The sequence below is a fragment of the Planctomonas deserti genome (genome assembly GCF_003067705.1).
GTDB lineage: Bacteria > Actinomycetota > Actinomycetes > Actinomycetales > Microbacteriaceae > Planctomonas > Planctomonas deserti.
Map to the genome: position 1 here is coordinate 950,063 of NZ_QANL01000002.1, position 26,153 is coordinate 976,215.

Sequence of the window (26,153 nt, forward strand, 5' to 3'; positions counted from 1 at the left end):
CAGTGAAGAGCTGCAGACCCCGGTGCGACCTGGGGGAATCTCAGGGGGGATCATGGCCAGACGCTTGCCGTCATCCCCTCCGAGCCTGCCCGGATTCAGCTACATCCGTGTGCTCGGCTCCGGCGGCTTCGCCGACGTGTTCCTGTACGAGCAGAACATGCCGCGCCGCCAGGTGGCCGTGAAGGTGATGCTGTCCGAGGTCGTCAACGACCAGGTCCGCGCGATGTTCCAGGCCGAGGCCAACCTGATGGCGCAGCTGAGCACGCATCCGTCGATCCTGACCGTGTACCAGGCGAGCGTCTCCGCCGACGGCCGGCCCTACCTCGTCATGGAGCTCTGCTCGGCATCGCTCGGCGAGCGTTATCGTCGCGAGGCCCTGCCCGTCGCCGAGGTGCTGCGCATCGGCATCAAGATCGCGAGCGCGGTGGAGACGGCCCACCGGGCGGGCGTGCTGCACCGCGACATCAAGCCCTCCAACATCCTCACCACCGCCTACGCGAACCCCGTGCTCTCCGACTTCGGCATCGCCGCGACCCTGGGGGAGTCGGACTCCACCGAGGCCATCGGCCTGTCGATCCCGTGGTCGGCGCCCGAGGTGCTGAACGACGAGACGTCCGGCACGGTCGCCAGCGAGGTGTGGTCCCTCGGCGCCACGGTGTACTCCCTGCTCTCCGGCCGCTCGCCGTTCGAGCTGCCCGGCGGCGCGAACCGCTCCGCCGACCTGATCTCGCGCATCAACAGGGCGCGGCCCCAGCCCATCGGCAGGCCCGACGTCCCGGCCCGCCTCGAGGCGGCGCTGCAGCGCGCCATGGCCAAGCGTCCGGACGCCCGCCCGCGCAGCGCGCTCGAGTTCATCCGCGAGCTGCAGGCGGTCGAGCAGGAGATCGGCGTCAGCCAGACCCCCGTCGAGGTCGCCATGGACGAGTGGGCCATCGCCACGGTGGTCGACGTCGAGGACCGCACGCGGGTCCGCGGCATCGTCGCCGTGAACCCCGAGGGCGCGCCGCCCCGGCGCAAGCGCCGGCCGAGCGGGGTCGCCGCGGCGCCCGCGGTCGACTACAGCCCGGTCGGCACGATGCTGCGGCAGAACAGCTCCACCCGGCCGACGGGCGGCGGAACCAGGCCCGACCCCGTTCGGCGGCCCACGCTGCTCTCCTGGGTGCTCGTCGGCGTCGCCGTGCTCGCCATCATCTGCGGCGCCATCGCCACTCTGATTGCGATCCGCTCCACGACCACCCAGCAGCTTCCCCGGGTGAACACCATTACCGCGCTGCAGACCCAGGGGTCCGTCGTGTTCTCCTGGAACGACCCGGGGCTCGAGGACGGCGACCGCTACCAGGTGAGTACCGGCGGTGCGCCCAGCCTGCAGCAGGCGCCGCGCTTCACGGCCGCGGGTCAGCGGGGCGACGAGGTGTGCATCACGGTCACCGTCGTGCGCCAGGGAACCCGGGGCACGCCCTCGAGTGAGAAGTGCGTTGAGTTCTAGGTCGGGGTCCGGCCGATGATGCGGGCCTGGCTGGCCGCTCACCGGTCGATGGTCGCCACGGCGACGAGCGGCACGCTCGTCGCGGCGATCGTGGCGACCGTCGCCGTCGTCTCCGGCGGCTACAGCGCGCAGCGCGTCGACCTCGACGACGGCACCGTGTGGGTGGCGAACTCGGAGGAGCGCGCCATCGGCCGCGCCAACGTCGGCGTCCTCGAGCTGAACACCGTCGTGGGCGGCGACAGCGCGTCGCTCGACGTCGTGCAGCGCGCGGACACCGTGCTGCTGCTGGACCGCGGCAACAACAAGGTGGACATCGTCGATGCGGCGACGAGCGAGGTCGACTCGAGCCTGCCGCTGCCGCCGGGCGCGCCGGAGATCTTCCTCGCCGGGTCCCGCGCCGTCGTCACGTCGACGGGCACGGGCGAGATCTGGCTGATGCCCTCGGACGAGCTGTCGAGCTTCGACTCGCTGTCGGAGCCAACGCTGAGCTTCGGCGTCGGCACCGTGACGAGCGTCCAGGCGGACGGCACCCTGTACGCGTACTCGCCGGACGCGGGCGAGCTCTACCGGGTGGACACCGCGGACGGGGACTCCGTCACCTCGGTGCAGTCGCTGGAGTTCGAGGAGACCGACGCGCGGTTCCAGGTCACGAGCGTCGCCGGCCGGCCCGCCGTGTACGACGGCGGCTCTGGACAGCTCGTCTTCGACGGCCGCCGCATCGACCTCGGCGAGACGATCGCCGACCCGGGCGGCGCGGTGCTGCAGCAGCCGTCCGTCGACGGCGAGGAGCTTCTCGTCTCCCACCGGGGCGGAATGCTCGCCCTGCCCGTCGGCGGGGGCGTGCGCCAGCTCGCCGCGGTTGCCGACGGAGCGCCCGCCGCCCCGGTCTCGGTCGAGGGCTGCGACTACGCGGCGTGGTCGAGCGGCACGAGCTGGCAGCGCTGCGACGCCGGTGAGGGCCGGACCGCAGAGCTCGAGTCCGTCCGCGAGGACGCCGATCTCGCCTACCGGGTGAACGGGAGGAACGTCGTCCTCAACGACGCGCTCAGCGGTGTCTCCTGGGCCGTCCAGGGCGGCAACGAGGTCATCGACAACTGGGCCGACCTGATCACCCGCAACCAGAACAGTCGCGAGGTCGAGAGGACCGATGCGGACGTCCCGCTCGACTACGAGAAGACCCAGGCCCCGCCGATCGCCGTCGACGACGAGGTCGGCGTGCGGGCGGGCCGCGCCAACGTCCTGCGCGTTCTCTTCAACGACTACGACCCCAACGGGGACATGATCGTCATCTCCGAGGTCACCCCCATCGACGAGAACGTAGGGCGCCTCGAGCTTGTCAGCGACCGCCAGCGCGTTCAGCTCACCCTCGCCCCCAACGTGACGGGCAGCTTCAGCTTCGGCTACACCATCACGGACGGCAGGGGCGGCAGTGCCTCGGCGATGGTGTCGGTCACCGTCCGCGGCGACGACGAGAACTCGCCCCCGCAGCAGGTCCGCGCGACGACCCTGAACGTGCAGGAGGGCGGCCGGGCCGGCCGCAGCGTGCTCGGCGACTGGCTGGACCCCGACAGCGACCCGTTCTACCTCGTCGAGGCGTCCACTGAGGTGCCGGACTCCGTCACCTGGAAGCCGGAGGGCGCCGTCGCCTTCACGGAGGCGACCCCCAACGGCCCCGAGGTGCGGCCGGTCTCGTTGGTCGTCTCTGACGGCAGGGAGACCAGTGCCGGGTCCATGTCGGTCACCGTGCGCCGCGTGGGCGACGTGCCGATCATCGCCTCCCAGTTCGTGGTGCTCGCCTACGCGAACACCGAGACCACGATCTCCCCGCTCGTGCACGTCCGCGGCGGGAGCGGACAGGTGCGTCTGACGAACGTGCCGACCGCGACCGGGAGCACGATCACGACGGACTACGAGGGCGGCACCTTCCGCTTCACCGCGACCGAGCTCCGCACCTACTACCTCGAATACACGGTCTCGGACGGGACCCAGACCGTCACGGGCCAGATCCGGGTGGACGTCACGGCGCCGCCGGAGGCGAACACGCGCCCCATCACCGTCACCCACACCGCGTTCATCCGCGAACTGTCGACCCTGAACGTCGACGTGCTTGCCACCGACATCGACCCCGCGGGCGGCGTGCTGCTCGTGACCGGCGTCATGGACGTGCCCGAGGAGTCCGGCGTGCAGGTCGAGATCCTCGACCAGCGCCTCCTCCGCGTCACCCTCACCCGGCCGCTCGAGGGCCCCGTCTCGTTCATCTACCGCGTGAGCAACGGCCTGGCCCAGGCCGACGGCACCGTGACCGTCGTCGAGGTCCCCGAGCCGGCCGTGAAGCAGCCGCCCATCGCCGTGGCCGACACCATCTCGGTGCGCGTCGGCGACGCCATCGACATCCCGGTGCTGGCCAACGACAGTCAGCCCGAGGGCGACCCGCTGACCCTCGCGCCCACGCTTCCGCAGGGGCTCCCCGAGGGCGACGGACTGCTGTTCGCCGCCGAGGACCGGCTCCGCTACCTCGCCCCGCACAAGACGGGCAACTTCAGCGCGGTCTACCGCGTCGAGGCCCCGGACGGGCAGTGGGCGACCGCGTCCGTGACGATCGCGGTGCGCGAGGTCGACGAGGCCTCGAACAACCCGCCGGTGCCGAAGACCCTCACCGCCCGCGTGATCGCGGGGGAGCGCGTCCGCATCCCGGTCGCGCTCGCCGGCATCGACCCCGACGGCGACTCGGTGCAGCTGCTCGGCCAGGAGCGGAGCCCGGAGAAGGGCGCCGTGACGGCGGTCGGGGACGACTGGATCGAGTACGAGGCGGGCGAGTACTCCGCGGGCACCGACACGTTCTCCTACGCGGTGGTGGATGCGCTCGGCGCGCGGGCGACGGGCACAGTCCGGGTGGGCGTGAGCGCTCGCTACGACGGCGCCCGCAACCCCATCGCCATCCAGGACGAGGTGACCGTGCGCCCGGGCCGCACCGTGTCCGTACAGGTGCTCGCCAACGACTCCGACCCGGACGGCGGGGCGATCCGGATCACGGGCGTCACGCCGACGATCGAGGGTATCGAGGCCACGCACAACGACATGGTGGTGCGCGTCGCGGCGCCGCAGACGCCGGGCCGGTACGGCTTCGTCTACGACATCGAGAACGAGCGGGGCGGCACGAGCTCCAACTTCCTCACCGTCGTGGTCGCCGCGGACGCTCCGCTGTCCCGTCCGGTCGCGGACGACACGGTCCTCACCCTGTCCGACGTGCTCGGGCGCGAGACCATCGACGTGAACGTGCTGTCGAACGTCTTCTTCGCGGACGGCTCCGTCGCCGGTCTCGACCTCGACGTGTTCTCCGACTCCGCGGAGATCACGGACGACAAGCGCGTGCGCGTGACGCTCGGCGACGAGCGGCAGATCATCCCGTTCCGGGTCGCCCACCCCGACGACCCTCGGGTCTCGGCGTACGCGTTCATCTGGGTCCCCGGCTTCGCCGACGCGCTGCCCCAGTTGAAGAAAGGCGCGCCGCGCCTCGCGGTGGAGAGCGAGGCCGCCCTCACCATCGAGCTCGCCGACTACGTCGTCGCCGTCGAGGGCCGCGACGTGCGGCTGACGGACGCCAACACCGTGCGGGCGACCCACGCGAGCGGGCAGAGCCTCGTCGTGGACCCCGACACGCTGCGCTTCACGAGCGAGGCCCGGTACTTCGGTCCCGCCTCCATCTCCTTCGAGGTGACGGACGGCTCGTCCGCCGACGACCCCGACGGCCGCAAGGCGACGCTCGTGCTCCCGATCACGGTCACCCCGCGGGAGAACCAGCCGCCCGCCTTCAACGGTGCGGTGCTCGAGCTCGAGCCGGGCCAGGACCGCGAGATCGACCTCCTCAAGCTCACCACCTACCCGTACGCGGAGGACCTCGGCGAGCTCGGCTACTCCATCGTCGGGCAGGGTCCCGCGGGGTTCAGCGCGTCGATCTCCGGCCAGACGCTCCTCCTGCACGCTGACGAGGGCGCGCGCGAGGGCACGACGTCCGCCCTGACCGTCGCCGTGCGGGATGCGCTCAACGAGGGCCAGGCCGGCCGCATCGACCTGCGCGTCGTGCCGTCGACCCGCCCGCTGGCGCAGCCGGCGGCGGACACGGCCATCGCGCCTCGCGGGCGCACGACGGTCGTCGACGTGCTGCAGAACGACGAGGCGACGAACCCGTTCCCCGGCCGGCCGCTCAGCGTCACCGCCGTCCGGGGCATCGACAGCGGGTCGCTGCCCGCGGGCGTCGAGGTCGTGCCGAGCGCCGACCGGTCCACCCTGTCGATCACCGTCGGACCCGACGTCGCACCCGGCGACGTGTCCGTGCAGTACCAGGTGACGGACGCGACAGGCGATCCCTCCCGGAGCGCGTGGGCAACGGTCCGCATCTCGGTGCAGGACCGCCCCGACCCGGTGGCGAACCTGCGCACCACCGGCTTCGGCGACCGCCAAATCTCGGTGGCGTTCGACGCCGCCGCGTTCAACAACTCGCCGATCCAGGGCTACGAGGTCAGGGCCGTGCGCGGTGGCACCGTCGTCTCGACCCGCACCTGCGTCTCGACGGCGTGCGACGTGGCCACGGACGGCAACGGGCCCGACCGGAGCGTGAGCATCCAGGTCTCCGCGATCAACGGCATCGGTGCGTCGGACCCCACGGCCCTGCCGAACCTCTGGTCCGACGTCATCCCCGCCGCCCCGACCGGTCTCCGCTCCGAGCCGCTCAGCACGGGCCTCCGCGTGCTGTGGAACCCGGTCGACACGGGCACGGGCAGCGCCGTCACGAACTACATCGTCACGGTCGGCGGCGTCGTCCGCGACGTGCCCGCCGGCACCACCTCGGTCGAAGTGCGCAACGCCGCGGCGAACGACTCGACGGTGCCGTTCTCGGTGAGCCCGCGCAACCGCGCGCAGGTCACCAGCGCGAGCGTCTGGAACGCCGCGAGCGGAAGCGACGTGCCGCTGGGGCGGCCGCAGCAGGTCGGCACCCCGACGCCCGAGGCGCAGCACGACGGCGCGGGCACGGTCGTTCTCCGCTGGCAGCCGTTCGCCGGATCCGGGCGCGACGGCATCCGGTACTGGGTGGCCGCCTACCAGGGCGGCAACGTGCCCTCCTGCTCGATGCGGACCGAGGGCGTCGTGCCGTGGTCGCCGGCGATCACGGGCGCCGTGCCCGCCGACTCCGCGGACAGCCACCGGTTCACCGGGCTGGCGGCGAACCAGGAGTACCGGTTCGCCGTGATCGCCGCGAACAGCCAGGGCTGCACCCTCGTGACCGAGATCCGGCCGGTGATCCCCCGGGTCGCGCCGACGGTGAACGACGTGCGGGTGACGCGGGCGGCCGACGGCGACCTGACCGCCGCGGGTGGCGTCTCGCTGCCCGTCCTCGCCGGCATCGACTCGCCCGGCACGGGCGGCGACGCGGCCCGCCAGTACGTCTACCGCGTGTCCGGGCGGCAGGCCGAGGCGGCGGCGAACGAGGGCGGCGTGCTGACCCTCGTGCCGACGGGGGAGCCCGCGGCCATCGAGGTCAAGGCGATCGACACATACAGCGACGGCACGCGCCTCGAGAGCGCGTGGTCGGCGCCCGTGTCCGCCGGGGTCGCCGTCGACGCCCGGGCCGCCGGGGTCCGCTTCACCCCGAGCGAGGCCGGCGCCGAGGTTCCGGTCGAGGGCGAGGCGCCCGGCGAGAACGAGGTTCCCGCCGACGGGTCGGGTATCTTCTCCTGGACGGGTGCGCCGTCGGGGCCGGGGTACGAGTCGGTCGACTACTCGATCGACGGCGGGGGAACCTGGCGCAGCATGCCCGCGTCGGGGGAGAGCGAGACCACCGGCGGAGGCGACGACGTCGCCGAGCTCATCGTGCGGGTGACGGCGAACGGCGCCGCGTACACGCAGCACTACAGGGGGGACTAGTCATGGACGCGACCATCGACTCGAGAGGCAGCACGATGACGATGACGCCCGAACAGGCGACCTGGTTCGAGGACGTCTTCGGGCGCCTGGTCGGCAACGTCGAGCACGTGCTCCTCGGCAAGACGCAGGTGATCCGGCTGGCCTTCACCGCGCTGCTGAGCGAGGGCCACCTCCTCCTCGAGGACTTCCCTGGCACGGGCAAGACTTCGCTGGCGCGCGCGGTCGCGCAGAGCGTGCAGGGCATGAACAGCCGCCTGCAGTTCACCCCCGACCTGCTTCCCGGCGACATCACCGGCGTCAGCATCTACGACCAGCGGACCGGCGAGTTCGACTTCCACCCGGGGCCGATCTTCGCGAACATCGTGCTGGCGGACGAGATCAACCGCGCGAGCCCCAAGACCCAGGCAGCCCTGCTCGAGGTCATGGAGGAGGGCCGCGTCACGGTGGACGGGCGCTCGCACGAGGTCGGCTCGCCGTTCATGGTCATCGCCACCCAGAACCCGATCGAGCAGGCGGGCACCTACCGGCTGCCCGAGGCCCAGCTCGACCGCTTCCTGCTGAAGACCTCGATCGGCTACCCGGACCACGCCTCGACCCTCCGCATCCTCGAGGGGGCGGCCACCCGGCCGCACGAGGTGCGCGTGCCGTCCGTCGTCACCGGGGCGACGGTGCTGGAGCTCGCCGCAACGGCGCGCACGGTGCACGTCGAGTCCTCCATCAACGACTACGTCTCCCGGCTGGTCGACGCGACGCGCTCGGCCTCCGAGGTGCGCCTCGGCGCTTCCGTCCGCGGCGCCCTCGCCCTGGTCCGCACCGCCAAGACGTGGGCCGCGGCCAACGGCAGGCACTACGTCGTGCCCGACGACGTGAAGGCGCTCGCCGAGCCGGTGCTCGCGCACCGCCTCGTGCTGGAGCCGGAGGCGGAGTTCGACGGCGTCACGACGTCGAGCGTGTTGGCGCAGGTGCTGCTGGAGACGCCGCCGCCGAGTGAACGGCACGCGATGTGACGCCCGCGTCCTCCCGCTCGACCCGGTCCGGATCCGGCGCCCGACCCGCACCCGGGGCGGGCGCCGACCTCGCCGTGCCCACGCCCCCGGCCTCGAGCCGGACGCGCCAGCGGCGCAGGGCCCGTCCGGTGCGCGGCTCGACCAGCGGATCCGGCGGGCGCGCCCGGTTCGAGTCCGAGCACTCCACCGGGATGAGCGCGCTCAGCAATCGGCGCACCCGCATCGTCGGCGGGCACACGGGCGTCATCGCCGACCTGGCGATCTCCCTCGTGCGGTTCACCGCGGCTGCGAGGCGGCTCGTTGCGCGCGCCCTCCGCACGGTCGGGTCGGTGGTGACCCCGCTCGGCTGGACCATCGCCGCGTTCGTGCTGCTCGGGTTCACCGCGGGGTACGCGCTGGGCTGGCTCGAGTTCATCGCGGTCGCCTGGGCCGGGCTCGTCCTGTTCGTCGTCGCGCTGTTCTCCCTCCTCCGCAACACGCCGCTCGACATCCGGATCGCGATGCCGCACACCCGGGTCGTCGTGGGCGACCGCGCACCGGGCCAGGTCATCGTGCGCAACCCCACCTCGCGCCGCCTGCTGGGCACGACGGTCGAGGTGCCGGTCGCGCGCGGGCTCGCCGAGTTCCCCGTGCCGTCGCTTCGCGCCGGGCGCACGTACGAGGAGGTGTTCGTCGTCCCGACGACCGCGCGCGGCGTGCTCGAGGTCGGGCCGGTCCGCACGGTCAAGGGCGACCCGATCGGGCTGCTCCGCCGCGAGTCCGGCGCGGCCGAGGCGCTGCGGCTCTTCGTGCACCCGCGCACGATCCCGGTGCCGAGCATGAGCACCGGCTTCGTGCGCGACCTCGAGGGCAACCCCACCCGCGACCTGTCGGCGAGCGACGTGGCCTTCCACGCCGTCCGCGAGTACTCGCCGGGCGACGAGCGCAGGCACATCCACTGGCGATCGAGCGCCAAGACCGGCACCGTCATGGTCCGCCAGTTCGAGGAGACCAGGCGCAGCCACATCATGATCGCGCTGAGTCTCGCCTCGAGCGACTACGCCACCGACGAGGAGTTCGAGCTCGCGGTGAGCGTCGCGGGCTCCCTCGGGGTGCGCGCCATCAGCGACGCCAGGAACGTGTCGATCGTCGCGAGCGAGCGGACCCCCGAGTTCGCCAAGCGCAAGACCTACGCGCTGAGGCGCCTGAGCACCATCACGAGGACGCGCCTCCTCGACGACCTGAGCGTCGTCCAGCGCGCGGACAACGCGCTCGCGCTCGTCGACCTCGCCCGGGTGGCGGGCGAGTCCGTGTCCGGCATGTCGGTCGCCTTCCTCGTCTGCGGCACCGGGGCGTCGAGCACCGAGCTGCGGGCGGCCTCGATCAAGTTCCCCCTCGGCGTCGAGGTCGTCGCCGTGGTGTGCGACCCGGGGGCGACGCCGGGCCTCCGGCGCGTCGCCGGCCTCAGCGTCCTGACCGTGGGCTACCTCGACGACCTCGCCAAGTCCCTGACCCGATCGGCCGCCGCCTGATGGCCGCGACCCAGGCCGCGGGCACGGCGCGTCCCATCCGGCCGGAGCGGACCGGGCGCGCGAGCCGGGCCCTCAGCGCCTCCCGGGCGACCGCGACGGGGAACCTGATCGCGGTGCTGCTGCTCCAGCTGCTCTCCGCCTACTCGCTGTGGCCCATCTACAAGACGCACCGCTTCGCGGTGCTCGTGCTCGTCACGGTCTTCGCCGGCTGGGTGATCGCCGGGCTGGGCGCCCGCCTCCGCTGGCAGAGCTTCACCGTGTTCGCCGCGGGACTCGCCGCCTTCCTCCTGCTCGGCGTGCCCATCGCCGTGCCGGGACAGGCCCTGTTCGGGCTGCTGCCGACGCTCGACGGCCTCGAGCAGCTGCTCCTTGGCGCCGGGCTCGGCTGGAAGCAGCTGCTGACGATCTCGCTGCCGGTCGGCGACTACCAGACCCTCCTCGTGCCGGCGTTCATCCTCGTGCTCGTCACGACCATCATCGGCGTCACCGTCGCCGTGCGCACCCGGGTGGGGGAGCTCGCCGTGTTCGCCCCGGCCGCCCTCCTCGTCGCCGGGATCGTGCTCGGCCCCAACACCGCCCGGTTCCCCGTCGAGCTCGGGCTGGCCTTCCTCGTCGGCGCGCTGCTCTGGTTCGCCTGGCTGCGCGCGGCGCGACGGTCGCTCGCGATCCGCCTGCTGAACAGCCAGAGCGGGATGCCCATCGAGGCGCCCGAGCGCAGCCTCCTCACCGCCGGCCGCGTGGTCGGCACGGTCGCGACGATCGCCGTGGCCGTCGTCGTGGCCGAGGGGGCGACCACCCTCGTGCCGCCCCGGGGCGACCGGGACGTCCTGCGCGCGGCCGTCGAGCAGCCCTTCGACCCGCGCGAGTACACGAGCCCGCTCGCCGGCTTCCGCGAGTACTTCCAGCCCGCCATGGCGTCGGCGGAGCTGATGACGGTCTCCGGGCTGCCCGCCGGTGCGGGGCTCCGGCTCGCGACGATGGACGCGTACAACGGCGTCGTCTACAGCGTCGGCACCCCCGATCTCTCCAGTGCGTCCGGATCCTTCACCCGCGTGCCCTACGAGCTCGACCAGGCGGAGGTGCGCGGACGGGTGGCGACCATCGACGTTACCGTCGGCGAGTACGAGGACGTGTGGCTGCCGAGCGTTGGCCAGCTGGAGCGCATCACCTTCCACGGCCCGCGCGCCGGCACCCTCGGCGACTCCTTCTTCTACAACGACAACACGGGCGCGGGGGCGGTCGTGTCCGGGCTGCAGCAGGGCGACTCGTACTCGCTGCAGGCGGTCGTGCCGCCGTCCCGCGCCGACGGGGAGCTTGCGCGGGCGGATCCTGGACCGGCCGAGGTCCCCGCGCTTCCGCAGCTTCCGGAGGAGGTGGCGACGGCGCTCGCCGGCATGGTGGGGACGGATCGCGATCCCGGTCGCCGGCTCGTCGCCATGCTCACCGCGCTCCGCGAACGCGGCTACGTGAGCCACAGCGTCGGGCCGGACGAGCCGTTCAGCCGGTCCGGCCACGCCGTCGACCGCATCGTGCAGCTGCTGACGGACGACCCCATGGTGGGCGACGCCGAGCAGTACGCCGTGGCCGCGGCCGTCCTCGCGAACGAGATCGGCTTCCCGGCGCGTGTCGTGCTGGGCTTCCGGGCGGACGACGGGCGCGCGGGTGCTGATCGGACCACGGTCACCGGTGCGGACCTCACCGCGTGGATCGAGGTGAACACGGCCGAGGACGGCTGGGTCGGCGTCGATCCCAACCCCGAGGTGCGCGAGATCCCCGAGGCCGCCCCGGAGGACCCCACCTTCGTCTCGCGTCCCCAGTCCGTCGTGCCGCCGCCCGCGGAGGAGCGGACGGAGCCTGACAAGCAGACCCCGCCGGACACGTCCGACGAGGAGCCGGACGGGCAGGACCCCGTCCTCGCCATCCTGTTCGCCGTGCTGCGCGTGCTCGGCTGGACGCTCCTTGCCGCCGCGCTGATCGCCTCCCCCTTCCTCGCGATCCTCGGCGCGAAGCTGCGCCGGAGAAGGCAGCGGAGGCGGCGGGGGACCCCGCTCGACCGCATCCGCGGGGGCTGGGCGGAGTTCGCCGACATCGCGCTCGATCACGGCTACGATCTGCCGGAGTCCGGCACGCGGCGCGAGATCGCGAGCGCGGTCGGCAGTCCCGCGTCGCGTCGGCTGGCGGCGGCGGCCGATCTGGCGGTGTTCTCGCCGGGCGAGGCCGACGAGGGCCAGGCGGGCGAGGTCTGGTCCACTGTGCGCGAGCTGCGCGGTGCCATGGGAAGCACGCTCACCCGCTGGCAGCGGTTCAAGGCGGCCGTGTCGCTGCGCTCGCTCGGGCGCGGCGCCGGGGCCGACCGGGGGAGGACGCGGTGACCGGGGTGTCGAACGGTCCGGGGAGCCCGAAGAGTCCGGGGAGTCCGAACGGTCCGGGAAGTCCGGGCTGCCGGGCGTGCGGCGCCCTGCTGCGGGCGGAGGCGATGTTCTGCGGGGAGTGCGGCACCGCCGCGCGCCGCCCGGGTTGGATGGACGCGGCGCTCGACCGCTCGCTGCCCCGGGCGCCGCGATCAGCAGCCGAGCGCGCGAGCGTCCGGGAGGGCGCGGGCGCGCAGGAGCGGGGCGGCATGCCCGAGCGACCCGGTGCGCCCGAGTTGTGCGCGGTGCCCGAGCGGCCCGCGCAGTCTGAGCGGTCCGCGGTGCCCGAGCGGGCTGCCGCGCCCGAGCGGGCTGCCGCGCCCGAGCGGGCTGCCGCGCCCGAGGATCGGCGTCACGCGTCCGCTGTCGGGCCCGCGGTTCCCGTCTCTGCTTCCGGTGTTGAGCGCCACCGCCCGGCGTCCGGTCCCGAGTACGAGACCACCGTGCGCACCGGGGGCGACCGGCCGCCGGATCCCGAGCCCGGTCCGGCGGCCAGGCCGGAGCTCGAGCTGCGACCGGAGCCCGGGCCCGAGCCCGAGCCGGGGCTCGGCGCGGAGCTGTGGCATCCCGCGGAGCACGACCCCGGGCCGGAGCCGGCCTGGCTGAGCGAGCCGGATCCGGAGCACCCCCGGCAGGCCCTGCCGCCCGTGGAGCACGGGGATCGGCGTGCGGCGGTCCCGCCGACGATGCCGATGCCGACACCCGAGCCGCGCACGTCGCCGCCGGTCGGGCCCGGGCAGGAGTCCGGCGGGTCAAGGGTGGCGGCGCCGTTCGACCGGGGGCCCCGGGAGAAGGTCTGCGGCTCGGTCGTCGCGCGGTTCAGCACGGGTGAGGTCGTGACGCTGCACGGCACGGGACTGATCGGCCGTAACCCGACCCCGCAGGAGGGTGAGCGGTTCGACGCGCTCGTGCGCATCCTCGACCCGGCACGGTCGGTCTCGAAGACGCACCTGGAGTTCGTGGTCGACGCCGGGCGGCTGTGGATCCGTGACCGCTTCTCCGGCAACGGCACGATCCTGCGACACCCGAACGGCACCGGATCCCGGTGCGAGGGCGGCAGGCGCTATCGCGTGGGCGAGGGCGACAGGGTGGAGATCGGCGAGCAGCACTTCGACGTCCGCTGAACGCGGGCGGGACCGCGCCGATGCGGCCTCTCCGCCACCACGGGCGGCCTCGCCAGGGCTCTCCACGGCATGCCGCCCACGCGACCGGAGGAGACCGGGACCCTGGTGACATGGCCGGGTGCGTTTCTCGCTGCCCGCCACCCCAGAACCGGCACCGCCCACCCCCTTCCCGCTCCTCGGCGTGCTCGCCCCGCTCCTGGTGACCGGCGGCATCTGGGCGCTCACCCGTTCTCCGTTCGCGCTGATCTTCGCCCTGCTCAGCCCCGTCATCGCCGTCGCGAGCGTCGTCGACTCCCGCCTCCAGGCGCGACGCCGGGCACGGATCGCCGCGGCTGCGGAGCGGGTCGCGCTGGCCGAGCTGGCGACCGCCATCGGCGAACGCCTGCACCAGGACCGCGCCCGGCGGTTCGTCCGCACGCCGCCCGCGGGCAACATCGTCACGGGTGGGGCGCCCGGGGCCGCCCTGTGGCGGGCCCCGGCCGCCGATGGGCGGCCGATCGTGCTCGGCCTCGGTCGGCAGCCGAGCGACGTCGTGCTCGACGGGCGTCCGGTCACCCCGCCTGCGCGCAAACTCGCCGATCGCGCGGCGGTTCTCGAGGCGGTGCCCGTGTGCGTGGACGCCCTCCTCGGGGTCGGCGTCTGTGGCCCGCCCGCCCTGGCCCGCGCGCTGCTCCGCGGCCTCGTGCTGCAGCTCCTCTTCGCGGCCCCGCCCGGAGCGCTGGCCGTGCACCGACGGCCCGGCGACGGCTGGGAGTGGCTGGCAGCGGCGCCGCACGCGATCGAGGACGACGGGGCAGATCGGGATGACCGGGGGAAGCGCGGTGACCGGGCGGAGCGGGGCGGCCGAGAGGACGCGTCCCGCGTGAGCGCGCCACCGATGGCGGAGCTGGTGCTGGCGGACGGGGAGCGGGAGGTCCTGCTGGCATACGCCCCCGCCGCCTCCGAGCTGCCCGCGGGGTGCGGCACGGTGGTCGTCGTCTCCGGCACGGCGGCGGCGCGGGTCGTCGCCGGATCGCCGTCCGTAGCGGAGGGCGACCAGGCGATCGAGCCGGAGCTGATCGCCGCCGCCCAGGCCGCGGCGGTAGCACGGGCCCTCGCCGCTCACCCCCGCGCGCTCAACGCAGCCTCGGGTGGCACCCTGCTGCCGCCAGTGGTCGGGCTGGGCGACCTGCTGCCCGAGGAGCGCGGGCCCGGGGGCGCCGCTCCCGGCTCGCGCGACGACCGGGGGGCGGCCGCGGCGAGGCGTCCGGACCGGCTGGCCGCCCCGATCGGCGTGCGCGAGGGCGGCGGCCCCCTGGTGCTGGATCTCGTGGCCGACGGGCCCCATGCCGTGGTGGGCGGCACGACCGGCAGCGGCAAGAGCGAGCTGCTCGTCACCTGGGTGTGCAGCCTTGCGGCGACGCACGATCCCGCCGAGGTCACGTTCCTGCTCGTCGACTTCAAGGGCGGGTCCGCCTTCGACCCGCTCGCGGCGCTGCCGCACTGCGTCGGCCTGCTCACCGACCTGGGGCCGCGAGAGGCGGAGCGGGCTCTGGCCAGCCTGCGTGCGGAGGTGCGGCAGCGGGAGCGGCTGCTGCGCGAGGCCGGGGCGCGGGACATCGCCTCCTGCCCGGCCGGGTCCGCCCCGCCGCGCCTCGTCGTGGTCGTCGACGAGTTCGCCGCGATGCTCACCGACTTCCCCGACCTGCACGACCTCTTCGTCGACCTCGCGGCCAGGGGCCGCTCGCTCGGCGTGCACCTGGTGCTCTGCACCCAGCGGCCGTCGGGCTCGGTCCGCGACGCCCTCCTCGCGAACTGCAACCTGCGGCTGTCGCTGCGCGTCAACAGCCGCGCCGACAGCACGGCCCTCCTGGGCAGCGATGCCGCCGCGGCACTGCCCGCCGCTCCGGTGGGCCGCTGCGTCGTGCGGACCGGCGGCGGCGATCCGCAGCTGTGCCAGGTGGCGACGGCCGGGCCGGACCCCCGAGGCGTCATCGCGCGGGTGTCAGCGGGCGAGTGGGGGACCGGCCCCGCCCCGCAGCGCCGGCCCTGGCTGGAGCCCCTGCCGTCGGTGCTCGGCGTGCGGGAGCTCGAAGACCCGACGGTGCAGCGGGAGGACGTGCCCGGCGCGATCGTGTTCGGGCTGCTCGACGTGCCGGAGCAGCAGGCCCGCAGGTACGCGGCCTGGCATCCGGTCGAGCACGGGCCGCTTCTCGTACTCGGCGCGGCCCGGTCGGGGAAGACGGGCGTCCTCGCCGCTCTGAGCCGGGCGAGCGGTCCCGGTCGCCCCCTCCGGATCGTGTCCGCGGACCCGGTGCAGGCGTGGGACGCGGTCGGGGCGGCCCTCGAGCAGGTGCGGGCGCCCGGCGGCGGTGCCGGCGGCGATGCGACGGACGCGCACCTGCCCGGCCACGGAGCGCGATTCGTGCTCGCCGTCGACGACGTCGACGTGCTCCTCGGCAGGCTGGGCGCGGAGTACGGCGCGGAGCTCCTGGACCGGCTCGCCGCACTGCTGCGGGAGGGCGCTGCCGCGGGGTGCTCGCTCGTGCTGACGGCGCAGCGGCTCTCGGGCGCCATCGCGCCCCTGGCCGCGCTGGCGGGGCGCGTCCTGCTGCTGCGCGCCGCCAGCCGGCAGGAGCACGTGCTGGCCGGCGGCGACGCACAGCGGTACGACCCCGATCTGCCGCCCGGGGGCGGGTGGTGGCAGGGGCACCGCGCCCAGGTCGCGCGGGTGCCGCCCGTGCCGCCCGCCGAGCCCGAGGCACCGCGGCGGGTGCGGCTGAGGCCCGGTCGCGCCTACGCCGTCGTGTCGACCCGGCCGGCCGAGACGGCCCGCAGGCTCGCCGCCGCCGCGAACGGCCCGCCGATCCTCGTCACCTCCCTCGGCGTGGACCCGGTCGGCGCGGACGATGCGGGCACCGCCCGGCGGGGCGCCTCTGGGGCGGCGACCGGCGGCGACGACGCGATCCCGGTGCTTCTCGGCGACCCCGAGGAGTGGCAGGCGCAGTGGGGCGTGCTCCAGTCCGCCAGGCGGTCGCGCTGCATGATCTACGACGGCTGCACGCCGCGGGACGTCCGGGCCCTCGGCCGGCCCCGCGGGCTTCCGCCCCTCCTCGGCGACGCGCGCTCCGTCTGGTTCGCGGAGCCGGGCGGCGAGGTGCAGAGGCGCGCGTGGCCGGACTGACCAGCACGACGCGTCCCTCCGGGTGCCGGAGCGCGGGCTCGTGTCGCCCCGCCCGCGTGCGGTTGCCCGGCATGCGGCCCGGGACCGCCCGCGGTTAGGCGGCCGCGAGCACGGAGTCGATCGAGCGGTGCTCGAGCCCGTGGGCCGTCGCGACCGGAACGCTCGTCACGGCCCCGCCGTACGTGTTCAGTCCGAGCGCGAGCGCCGGGTCCGTCGATAGGGCATCGCGCCAGCCCGCGGATGCGAGGGCCCGCACGTAGGGGAGGGTCGCGTTGGTGAGCGCGTACGTCGACGTGTGCGGCACGGCGCCTGGCATGTTGGCGACGCAGTAGAAGAGCGACCCGTGCACCGGGAAGGTCGGCTCCGCGTGCGTCGTGGGGTGCGAGTCCTCGAAGCAGCCGCCCTGGTCGACAGAGATGTCGACGAGCACGCTGCCCGGCTTCATCCGCGACACGAGGTCGTTGCTCACCAGCTTCGGCGCCTTTGCGCCCGCGACGAGCACGGACCCGATCACGAGGTCGGCCGCGAGCAGGGCGTTCTCGATCTCGAACGCGTTCGAGGCGATGGTCTTCACCCGGCCCGCGTAGTGCGCGTCGAGCTCCCGGAGCCGGAAGATGTTCGTGTCGAGCACCGTGACCTCCGCGCCTAGGCCGACAGCGACGGACACGGCGTTCGTGCCCGCGACCCCGCCGCCCAGGACCGTGACGCGGGCGGGATGCGTGCCGGGCACGCCGGGCACGAGCAGGCCAGGACCACCGCTCGGCTTGAGCATGGTGTGCGCGCCGACGATGGGCGCGAGGCGCCCCGCGACCTCGCTCATGGGGGCGAGCAGCGGCAGCGCGCGGGTCGGCAGCTGCACCGTCTCGTAGGCGATGGCGGTGACCCCGGCGGCGGTGAGCGCGGCGGTGAGCTCCGGCTCCGCCGCGAGGTGCAGGTACGCGAAGAGGGTGAGGTCCGGCCGGAAGTACCGGTACTCGGCCGCGATGGGCTCCTTGACCTTGAGCACCAGCTCGCTGGCCCAGGTGCTCTCTGCGTCGGCTGCGATCTCGGCGCCGGCGGACACGTACGACTCGTCGGGGATGGAGGATCCGACGCCGGCCCCGGACTGCACGACGACGGTGTGGCCCCTCGCCGTGAGGTCGTGCACCCCCGATGGGGTGATGGCCACGCGGAACTCGTTGTTCTTGATCTCTGTCGGGACGCCGATCCTCATGGCGCAACCATATCGATCAGGAGGAGTAGGCCGCCGCAGCGACCGCGACGACGCAGCCGAGTCCGACGACGGCGATCGCGATCATCAGCGCCGCCATGGTGCCGAGCCGCTTCCGCCCGGGCTCCGTGCGGAGGCGCACGACCACCATGGCCGCGTACAGCCCGAGCACCGACACCAGCCCGAACAGCGCGACGCCGGGCGGGTCGAGGGGCAGCTCGAACGTGAGGATGACCGCGCAGATGAGCGTCAGCAGCCCGCCGAGGATCAGCCAGATGCCCCCGTTCGACGTCGTCAGCGACGCCTGGTTGCGCATCAGGGTGGGGTCGTCCTCGTCGTCGTCCGGGTAGGTCATGGGGTCGTCACCGCCGGGCTCACCCGGATGGCGCCGACGCGCAGCCCGCCGCCCAGCACCTCGAGCTCGAGGTCGGGTCGCAGGCGCTCGACCTGATCGCGGGCGACGGCGCCGACCGACGCGAGCAGCTCGAGCGCGACGATCGTGGCCACCCGCAGGTTGCCGTCGAGCACTTTCAGCGCGACCGTCGTGCCCTCCGGGGTCGCCATGACCATGACGCCCTCGGCGCCGCCCTTCGCGATGAGGCCGAGGCGCTCGATGACGATGGTGTTCGCCCGTCCCGGTCCGTCGATGACCCAGCCGTTCTCGCGGATGGCGGCTGCCAGCGCCGCGGCCCGGCGGAAGATCTCGAAGGGCGACGAGACGGAGCTCGTGCTGATCTTGGCGATCCCGCGGGCGAGGCCGGTGACGGAGACGGCGTACACGGGGGCGCCGCAGCCGTCGACCCCGGTCGCGGCGATGCGCTCACCCGCGAAGCGCTGCAGGACGTCGCGGATGCGCTCCTGCAGGGGGTGGTCGACGTGCAGGTAGCTCGCCGTGTCCCAGCCGTTCTGCACGCAGGCGAGGAGCATGGCCGCGTGCTTGCCCGAGCAGTTCATGTAGAGGGGGGAGGGGGACGCCCCGGAGCGCACGAAGTCGTCGCGGGCGGGCCCCTCGGCCGGGCGGTCGGCGGGGCACTGCAGCGCCTCGTCCCCGAGGCCGGCGCGCGCGAGGACGCTCCGCACGAGCGCGACGTGACGGGCGGTGCCGCTGTGGCTCGCGGTCGCGATGACCATCTCCTCGGGCGACAGGTCGACGCCGCTCGCCAGCACGGCCAGGGCCTGGAACGGCTTCATGCAGGAGCGCGGGAAGATGGGGGCGTTCACGTCGCCGAGGCTGCGGAGCACGGTCCCGTCCGGGCCGAGCACGACGGCGGATCCCGCGTGTCTCGACTCGACGAATCCGCTCCGGTCGAGGGTCGCCAGCTCGACCGCATCGCCGGTGGTGAAGGTGCCGCTCATTCGTTCCGCCTTACTCGTATCACTCGTGAACGCTGAGGTGCCCACCTCGGCTCCTCCCCGATGTCGGGGAGGGCCGAAGTGGGCACCTCGGGATGGTGTGCTTCCGTCCTACAGGCTCGCGAAGCCCTCTGCGAGGACATCGAGCGCGTCGTCGAGGAGCTCGTCGGACAGCGCGAGGCTGGGCAGGAACCGCAGCACGCTGCCGTAGGTGCCCGCAGTGAGCAGCAGCACGCCGTTCTGCGCCGCGTGGTTCGCGAGCGCCGTGACGGCGGCCGGGTTCGGCTCCTTGGTGGTGGACCCGGTTCCCGGCTGCACGAGCTCGATGGCGACCATGGCGCCGATGCCGCGCACGTCGCCGATGATGTCGTACTTCTCCTGCAGCGCCGTGAGCCGCGACTTCAGCTTCTTCTCGATGCGCTTGCCCTCGTCGAGGAGGTTGTCGCGCTCGATCGCCTCGAAGACGGCCACGGCGGCGGCCGCGGAGACGGGGTTCCCGCCGAAGGTGCCGCCGAGCCCGCCCGGAAGGGCGGAGTCCATGATCTCGGCGCGGCCGGTGACGCCGGCGAGCGGCAGGCCGCCCGCGATGCCCTTGGCCGAGAGGATGAGGTCGGGGACCAGGCCGAAGTGCTCGCTGGCCCAGTAGGCGCCGGTGCGGGCCATGCCGCTCTGGATCTCGTCCGCGATGAAGACGACGCCGTTGGCCGTGCACCACTCCTGGAGCGCGGGCAGGTAGCCGTCGGCGGGGACCATGAAGCCGCCCTCGCCCTGGATCGGCTCGACCACGAGGCAGGCGAGGTCGACGGCGCCGATCCGCTTCTCGAGGTAGGCGATGGTGCGGGCGGCGGCCTCCTGGCCGCTGAGCCCGTCGTGGTAGGGGTACGAGCTCGGGGCGTGGTAGACGTCGCCGGCGAACGGGCCGAAGCCGGTCGCGTAGGGGGCGGCCTTATAGTTCATGGCCATCGTGAGGTTGGTGCGGCCGTGGTAGGCGTGATCGAGCACGGCGACCGCGCGGCGGCCGGTGTACCGGCGGGCGATCTTCACGCCGTTCTCCACGGCCTCGGCGCCGGAGTTCACGAGCACCGTGCGCTTGGGGTGGTCGCCGGGGGTGTGCTCGGCGAGCAGCTCGGCTACCCGCACGTACTCCTCGTACGGCGTGATGGTGAAGAGCGTGTGCAGGAAGTCGTTCATCTGCCCAGCCGCCGCCTCGACCACCGAGGAACGCGTGTGGCCGACGGTCGTGACGCCGATGCCCGCGCCCAGGTCGATGAACTGGTTGCCGTCGACGTCGACGAGGATCGGGCCGTGGGCCCGCTCGATGTAGACGGGGAGCGTCGAGGAGACGCCGGGCGGCACGACGGCGACGCGGCGGGCGTGCAGCTCCTGGGACTTGGGACCGGGGATCGCGGTGACGATCTTCCGCTCCTGCGTGACGGTTGTGCCGGGGGCAGAGGATGCGGTGTCGAGGGTGTTCGTCATGGTGCTTCGAGCCTACCCGCCGCCCCCCGCGCACCCGCCGAGCCACCGCCGGGGGGCCAGCCAAACCAGTGCGGAAAACTGCCAACGTCCGCCGCCGCCGGCCTCCGGTCGTTCACCGTCGCCTTCCCACCCGGCGCTGGTAGCGTGACGCCGGTGAAGATCGATCACGAGTACGCCCTCTCGCTCGAATGGACCGGCAACCGGGGGGTCGGCACCGCCGACTACCGGTCGTACGGCCGCGACCACGTGGTCAGCGCGCCCGGGAAGCACGCCATCGAGGGCTCGGCGGACCGCGTGTTCCGCGGCGACACGGATCGCTGGAACCCGGAGGAGCTGCTGCTCGCGGCCCTCACCCAGTGCCACCTGCTGTCCTACCTGCACGTCGCGGCGGTGAACGGGATCGTCGTGGTCGCCTACACGGACGACTCCGTCGGCACCATGGTCCAGACCGGCGACGGTGGCGGCCGCTTCACCAGGGCGGTCCTGCGCCCCACCGTGACGATCACGGACGAGGGTCAGCGCGACCTCGCCCTCGCGCTGCACGCGCGGGCGAACGAGCTGTGCTTCATCGCCTCGTCCGTCAACTTCCCGGTCGATCACGAGCCCACCATCCTCGTCGCCTGAGCGGACGCCGCGCCGCCCGTTCAGGCGGTATTGCGATTCGTCCTGCAGACTGGGTGCTTCGTGCCCGCGTGCGGGCGGGCCACAAGCAGAAGTAGAAAGCAGCACTGTGAAGCGACGCATCCCCCTGTTCCTCGCCGCCGCGTCGATCCTCGCCCTCACCGGGTGCACCGGGTCCACGGGCGAGGAGCCGAAGGCGAGCAGCACCCCCGCGGCCGGCGTCGCCGAGTGCGCGGACACCGCGTCCGGCGCGGCCTCGGAGTCCGTGAAGGTCACCGGTGACGTGGGCAGCGCCCCGACCGTGACCATCGACGGACCCGTGGAAGCGGCCGACAAGACCGAGCGCACCGTCGTCACCGAGGGCGACGGCGAGGCGGTCGAGCCGGGCGACTCCGCGAAGATCGCGATCGCCGCCTACAACAGCGCCACCGGTGCGGCGCTCGAGGCGCTGCCGTACAACGCCGAGCAGGCCGTGCCGCTCGCGGTCGACGACAGCCAGACCCTCGCGGCCATCGTCCGCGGCGTCGAGTGCACGAACGTCGGCTCCCGCATCGTCACCGTCCCCTCGGCGGACGACTCCTTCAGCGCCGAGGCGGCGACGCAGCTCGGCCTCGGCGAGGGCGAGGGTGCGGTCTTCGTGATCGACGTGCTCGGCATCGTCCCCGACCGCGCGACCGGCGCCGACCAGGACGCCCCGGCCGGCTTCCCGACGGTAGAGCTCGACGACGACGGCAAGCCCACCGTCACCATCCCGGAGGGCGACGCGCCCGCCGAGCTGCAGATCGCGACCATCAAGGCCGGCGAGGGCGCCGTCGTGCAGGACGGCGACAGCGTGACCGTGCAGTACCAGGGCTCGCTCTGGGCGAGCGGCGAGGTCTTCGACCAGAGCTGGGGCAAGGCGCCGGTCTCCTTCCAGACCACCGGCGTCGTTCCCGGCTTCTCGAAGGCGCTCGTGGGTCAGAAGGTCGGCTCCCAGGTGATCGCCGTGATCCCGCCGAGCGAGGGTTACGGCGAGGCCGGCCAGCCCGACGCCGGGATCAGCGGCACGGACACGCTCGTGTTCGTCATCGACATCCTCGACACCATCTCCGCGCCGGCGCAGTAACCGGCTCAGCAGGTTCTCAAACCGGCACGAGCCCCGGCGGTCGCCACGACCGCCGGGGCTTCGTCGTTCCCGGGCTGGTCGTTCCGCGGTCCGGGAAGCTGCGCACGATCGGCACCGTCAGATGCGCAACTCAGCAGAATCCCCGCGACACGCGGTGGCGAGAGCGCTCCCTTCGGTGTGTCCCGCGGGATCTGCTGAATTGCGTCGGTGTGCGGGGGCGTCTCCGGGAGCCGCGGCGCCACGGCGCGAGTGGGAGGATGGTGCGATGCGCAGGATTCTCGTGCTCGGCTCCACCGGTTCCATCGGCGTTCAGGCCCTCGAGGTGATCGCGGCCAACCCCGATCTGTTCGAGGTCGTGGGCCTGGCCGCCGGGACGAGGCGCGAGGCGGTCGAGGCGCAGGCGAGGACGCACGGCGTCGAGCACGTCGCCCTCGGCGCCGACGAGGCGGAGCAGCTGATCCGCACCGTGGAGGCCGACGTCGTGCTGAACGGCATCACCGGGTCCGTCGGCCTCGGTCCGACGCTCGCCGCGCTGGAGTGCGGGCGCACGCTCGCCCTGGCGAACAAGGAGTCCCTGATCGTCGGCGGCGAGCTCGTCAAGCGCGCCGCAGCCCCCGGTCAGATCGTGCCCGTCGACTCAGAGCACTCGGCCATCGCGCAGGCGCTCCGGGGCGGCACGCCCGACGAGGTCCGTCGCCTCGTCGTCACCGCATCCGGCGGCCCGTTCCGCGGACGCACCCGCGAGCAGCTCACGGACGTGACCCCGCGCGACGCCCTCGCCCACCCCACCTGGGACATGGGCCTCGTCGTCACGACGAACTCGGCGACGCTCGTCAACAAGGGCCTCGAGGTGATCGAGGCGCACCTGCTGTTCGACATCCCCTTCGACCGCATCGACGTCGTGGTGCACCCGCAGTCGATGATCCACTCGATGGTGGAGTTCGTCGACGGCTCTACGCTCGCCCAGGCGTCGCCGCCCGACATGCGACTGCCCATCGCCCTCGGCCTCGCCTGGCCGCGGCGCGTGCCCGGCGTGGGGGCGCCGATCGACTGGACCACGGCCACCTCCTGGACTTTCGAGCCGCTCGACGACGCGGTCTTCCCGGCGGTCGCGCTCGCGAAGCGGGTGGGCTCGGCGGGGAAGACCTGGCCGGCCGTGTTCAACGCGGCGAACGAGCAGGCGGTCGCCGCGTTCCACGCGGGCCGGATCGGCTTCCTCGACATCGTGGACACCGTCCAGCGCGTCGTCGACGCGCACGAGGCCGAGGGCGGGCCGCTCACCCGTGAGGCGCTCGCCGAGGCGGAGCGCTGGGCGCGGTCGACGGCCGACGCCCTCCTCGCCCGCTGACCCCGCTGCTCCTCATCCGCGTCTGTCCAGCCGCGCCGCGGCTTCCTCAGCCCCTGTTCCGGATTCAGGCTGAAATGCCGACACCCCGCATACGGGGGTCCCGAAATTCGGCGTGTCGCAACTGAGCCTGAATCGCGAACCGGCATCCCGGATGGGGGAGCGGCGGGGGTGCGAGCGGGCTCCTGACAGGGGCGGGTCAACCGTTGCCCTGGCCACCGTTTCCGCCGCCGTTGCCGCCGTTCCCGGTACCACCGCCGTTTCCGTTGCCGTTTCCGCCTCCACCGCCGTTCCCGTTGCCGTTACCGGGGACCACGGGCACGTCGGGCACGGGCACGGGCGGATCGGGCACCTCGGGCTCGTCCGGTTCCGGCTGCTCGGGCTCGGGCTCGGGTTCGGGTTCCGGCTCGGGCTCCGGGTTCGTCGGCGCGGGCGTCGTCACGGGCGGCGGCGGGGTGGTCGGCGTCGGCGCGGGCACGACGGGATCCTCGGTCTCCTCCGGCTCCGGGGTCTCGGTCTCCTCGGGCTCCTCGGGCTCCTCGGTCTCCTCGGGTTCCGGCTGCGGCTCCGGCGTGTTCTCCTCCGCGGGCTCCTCGGTCTCCTCCGGCGCCATCGCGGCCGTGATCTCGGCGGTCACCGCCTGGATCGCGGCGAGGATCGCGTCGCGCTTCGCCGAGGTGATGTCGCCTCGGCGAAGCGCGTCCTCCACCTCGGCGGTCAGCTTCGCGAGCTCGTCGAGCGCCGCCTGGTAGTCCTGCCCCGCAGCGGACTCCGTCGCCTCGAGCACGCGGGACTGGAAGTCCTGCACCGCGGCCTCGCCCGCCGTCGGGGCGGCCGTGCAACCGGCGACGAGGAGCGCGGAGGTCGCGACGAGGGCGAGCGACGCCGCACGGCTGCGGGAGCGGCGACGCGTGGGTCGCGCGGCAAAGTCGGCGCGGCGCTTCGGATCGGGCGTCATTCGGGGGTCTCCACGCTCTCCTGCAGTCGTTCGAGCGACGTGCCGATAGGCCCCGGCACCGGGGGGTAGGTCACCTCGGGACCGGGTGACGACGACGAGACGGCCGAGGTGATGCCCCACGCGGCGAGCGCGAGGAGCACGGCCGCGACGATCGTGCCGATCAGGGCGCCGGCCCGCCTGCGGGAACGCGGGTCGGCGGCGGCGCCGGCAGCACCGGCGGGAGCGCCGGTCGCAGTCGGAACCGGGAGGGCGGCGGTGGCCGCGGGCGCATCGGCCGGGGCCCGCAGGATGTCCAGCGGGTCGTCCGCCTCCGGCATCACGTCGGTCGCGGCGGAGGCGGGCGAGCGCGTGCCCGTCACCGACGGCACCGCCATGCCGCGGGTCGGCTCGTCGTGCGAGGCGAGCTCGGCCGTGTCCCCGGCGGGCTGCCCCGGCTGCTGGGGGAGCAGCGCCGTCGCGAGGAGCCCGGTCGCGCCGAGGTCGGCCCGGTCCGTCGCCGTGGCGACCGTCGCGGTGCCCGGCGAGCGGGCCGGCGGACGGGAGAGCCGGCGCAGGGTGGTGGACACCTCGCGCGCGCTCGGCCGATCCTCCGGCTTCCGGGCGGTCATCGCCCGCAGCAGCGCCGTCCACTCCGGGGAGAAGGACGCGGGCACGTCCGGATCGCGCAGCACCCGGGCCATGATCGACTCCGTCGCGCCGCCGGGGAACACCTTCTCCCCGGTGAGGCACTCGAGGAGCACGAGCCCCAGCGCGTAGATGTCGGCGGGCGGGCCCACCGACTCGCCCATCGCCTGCTCCGGGCTCAGGTAGGTGACCGTGCCGATGATCGCGCCCGTCGACGTCACGTGCGCCCCGTCGACGATGCGCGCGATGCCGAAGTCGGCGAGCTTCGTCCGCACGCCCGTGTCGTCCTCGGCCGGATCGACCAGGAGGATGTTGCCGGGCTTGATGTCGCGGTGCACGACGTCGCGTCGGTGGATGTAGTGCAGGGAGTCGGCCAGGTCGGCGCCCGTCGCCGCCACCTCGCGGAATGTCATCGGCCCCTGAGCCATGCGGTCGCGCAGGGTCACGCCGCGCACGAACTCCATCACGAGGAACGCGCGTGGACCGTCCGGGGTGTCGGCGGCGCCCGCGTCGAAGAGCGTCACGAGACCCGGGTGGCTGAGGCTCGCGAGCAGCCGCACCTCGCCCTGCTGCCGGCGCAGGTCGTCGGCGTCCGCGGAGTTCGAGGAGAGGATCTTCGCCGCGACGGGCCGCCCGAGCAGCTCGTCGGTCGCCCGGTAGACGGTGGCCATGCCGCCCCGGCCGGCCACCTCCTCGAGGCGGTACCGCCCCGCGAACACGGAGCCGAGCAGCGGGTCGCCCGTGCGGGAGTTCAGCGAATCGTCGCCCATGCCGTCACGCTCCCGCCTCGTCGGTGTGTCAATGCTACCCAGGGGCCCGCCGGGCACGGATCGT

At 73.7% G+C, this 26,153-nt stretch carries 16 protein-coding genes; 10 read left to right on the plus strand and 6 right to left on the minus strand.

Annotated features, from left to right (window positions below):
- The first annotated feature begins 52 nt into the window (after positions 1-52).
- The 7 genes from DAI20_RS10630 (at position 53) to DAI20_RS10660 (ending at position 16,624) form a co-directional block, all read left to right on the plus strand.
- Positions 53-1,486, plus strand: coding sequence for a serine/threonine-protein kinase (locus DAI20_RS10630; protein WP_108250504.1), 1,434 nt, complete (start codon positions 53-55; stop codon positions 1,484-1,486).
- Between the two features lie 15 nt (positions 1,487-1,501).
- A complete protein-coding gene (locus DAI20_RS10635) occupies positions 1,502-7,408 on the plus strand; it encodes an Ig-like domain-containing protein (RefSeq protein ID WP_108250505.1) in 5,907 nt (1,968 codons plus the stop codon).
- Between the two features lie 35 nt (positions 7,409-7,443).
- Positions 7,444-8,415: an AAA family ATPase gene (locus DAI20_RS10640; protein ID WP_108250673.1), complete on the plus strand. Its 972-nt coding sequence runs from the start codon at positions 7,444-7,446 to the stop codon at positions 8,413-8,415.
- A gap of 128 nt (positions 8,416-8,543) precedes the next feature.
- Complete coding sequence (locus DAI20_RS10645; RefSeq protein ID WP_240606013.1) at positions 8,544-9,926, plus strand: DUF58 domain-containing protein; 1,383 nt, start codon at positions 8,544-8,546, stop codon at positions 9,924-9,926.
- Positions 9,926-12,298 (plus strand): transglutaminase-like domain-containing protein, encoded by a 2,373-nt coding sequence (locus DAI20_RS10650; protein WP_108250506.1) that lies wholly within the window; start codon positions 9,926-9,928, stop codon positions 12,296-12,298. Before DAI20_RS10645 ends, DAI20_RS10650 begins: the two co-directional genes overlap by 1 nt.
- A gap of 248 nt (positions 12,299-12,546) precedes the next feature.
- Positions 12,547-13,461 carry an FHA domain-containing protein gene (locus tag DAI20_RS18980; RefSeq protein WP_240606014.1) on the plus strand — a complete coding sequence of 305 codons (915 nt, stop codon included), beginning with the start codon at positions 12,547-12,549 and terminating at the stop codon, positions 13,459-13,461.
- A 118-nt stretch (positions 13,462-13,579) separates the two neighbouring features.
- Complete coding sequence (locus DAI20_RS10660; protein WP_108250507.1) at positions 13,580-16,624, plus strand: FtsK/SpoIIIE domain-containing protein; 3,045 nt, start codon at positions 13,580-13,582, stop codon at positions 16,622-16,624.
- A gap of 94 nt (positions 16,625-16,718) precedes the next feature.
- Here the strand turns inward: DAI20_RS10660 and ald are convergent, their stop codons facing one another.
- From ald to gabT, 4 genes are all read right to left on the minus strand, one after another.
- Positions 16,719-17,837, minus strand: a complete 1,119-nt coding sequence (gene ald, locus DAI20_RS10665; RefSeq protein WP_108250508.1) for an alanine dehydrogenase — start codon at positions 17,835-17,837, stop codon at positions 16,719-16,721.
- 16 nt (positions 17,838-17,853) lie between these two features.
- Entirely contained in the window at positions 17,854-18,189 is a 336-nt protein-coding gene (locus DAI20_RS10670; protein WP_108250509.1) for a hypothetical protein, read from the minus strand.
- Entirely contained in the window at positions 18,186-19,190 is a 1,005-nt protein-coding gene (locus tag DAI20_RS10675; protein ID WP_108250510.1) for an asparaginase, read from the minus strand. Before DAI20_RS10675 ends, DAI20_RS10670 begins: the two co-directional genes overlap by 4 nt.
- A 108-nt stretch (positions 19,191-19,298) precedes the next feature.
- The gene (gabT, locus tag DAI20_RS10680) at positions 19,299-20,666 is read right to left on the minus strand and encodes a 4-aminobutyrate--2-oxoglutarate transaminase (RefSeq protein WP_108250511.1); all 1,368 of its coding nucleotides are present in this window, start codon (positions 20,664-20,666) and stop codon (positions 19,299-19,301) included.
- A gap of 153 nt (positions 20,667-20,819) precedes the next feature.
- Between gabT and DAI20_RS10685 the strand changes: the two genes are divergently transcribed.
- From DAI20_RS10685 to dxr, 3 genes are all read left to right on the plus strand, one after another.
- Complete coding sequence (locus tag DAI20_RS10685; protein WP_108250512.1) at positions 20,820-21,290, plus strand: OsmC family protein; 471 nt, start codon at positions 20,820-20,822, stop codon at positions 21,288-21,290.
- 106 nt (positions 21,291-21,396) lie between these two features.
- Positions 21,397-22,392 (plus strand): FKBP-type peptidyl-prolyl cis-trans isomerase, encoded by a 996-nt coding sequence (locus DAI20_RS10690; protein WP_240606015.1) that lies wholly within the window; start codon positions 21,397-21,399, stop codon positions 22,390-22,392.
- A gap of 265 nt (positions 22,393-22,657) precedes the next feature.
- Entirely contained in the window at positions 22,658-23,740 is a 1,083-nt protein-coding gene (gene dxr, locus DAI20_RS10695) for a 1-deoxy-D-xylulose-5-phosphate reductoisomerase (RefSeq protein ID WP_108250514.1), read from the plus strand.
- A 196-nt stretch (positions 23,741-23,936) separates the two neighbouring features.
- Here dxr and DAI20_RS18710 read toward each other — a convergent pair whose 3' ends face one another.
- Both DAI20_RS18710 and DAI20_RS10705 read right to left on the minus strand, forming a co-directional pair.
- Entirely contained in the window at positions 23,937-24,695 is a 759-nt protein-coding gene (locus DAI20_RS18710) for a hypothetical protein (protein WP_168927675.1), read from the minus strand.
- Positions 24,692-26,089 carry a serine/threonine-protein kinase gene (locus DAI20_RS10705; RefSeq protein WP_108250516.1) on the minus strand — a complete coding sequence of 466 codons (1,398 nt, stop codon included), beginning with the start codon at positions 26,087-26,089 and terminating at the stop codon, positions 24,692-24,694. The genes DAI20_RS18710 and DAI20_RS10705 overlap by 4 nt, the downstream gene beginning before the upstream one ends.
- Positions 26,090-26,153: the final 64 nt, after the last annotated feature.

Bases quoted from the DNA above. Each gene is read 5' to 3' on its own strand.
- DAI20_RS10630 (WP_108250504.1), top strand. From the start codon at position 53: ATGGCCAGACGCTTGCCGTCATCCCCTCCGAGCCTGCCCGGATTCAGC.
- DAI20_RS10635 (WP_108250505.1), top strand. From the start codon at position 1,502: ATGATGCGGGCCTGGCTGGCCGCTCACCGGTCGATGGTCGCCACGGCG.
- DAI20_RS10640 (WP_108250673.1), top strand. From the start codon at position 7,444: ATGACGATGACGCCCGAACAGGCGACCTGGTTCGAGGACGTCTTCGGG.
- DAI20_RS10650 (WP_108250506.1), top strand. From the start codon at position 9,926: ATGGCCGCGACCCAGGCCGCGGGCACGGCGCGTCCCATCCGGCCGGAG.
- DAI20_RS18980 (WP_240606014.1), top strand. From the start codon at position 12,547: ATGCCCGAGCGACCCGGTGCGCCCGAGTTGTGCGCGGTGCCCGAGCGG.
- ald (WP_108250508.1), bottom strand. From the start codon at position 17,837: ATGAGGATCGGCGTCCCGACAGAGATCAAGAACAACGAGTTCCGCGTG.
- DAI20_RS10670 (WP_108250509.1), bottom strand. From the start codon at position 18,189: ATGACCTACCCGGACGACGACGAGGACGACCCCACCCTGATGCGCAAC.
- DAI20_RS10675 (WP_108250510.1), bottom strand. From the start codon at position 19,190: ATGAGCGGCACCTTCACCACCGGCGATGCGGTCGAGCTGGCGACCCTC.
- gabT (WP_108250511.1), bottom strand. From the start codon at position 20,666: ATGACGAACACCCTCGACACCGCATCCTCTGCCCCCGGCACAACCGTC.
- dxr (WP_108250514.1), top strand. From the start codon at position 22,658: ATGCGCAGGATTCTCGTGCTCGGCTCCACCGGTTCCATCGGCGTTCAG.
- DAI20_RS18710 (WP_168927675.1), bottom strand. From the start codon at position 24,695: ATGACGCCCGATCCGAAGCGCCGCGCCGACTTTGCCGCGCGACCCACG.
- DAI20_RS10705 (WP_108250516.1), bottom strand. From the start codon at position 26,089: ATGGGCGACGATTCGCTGAACTCCCGCACGGGCGACCCGCTGCTCGGC.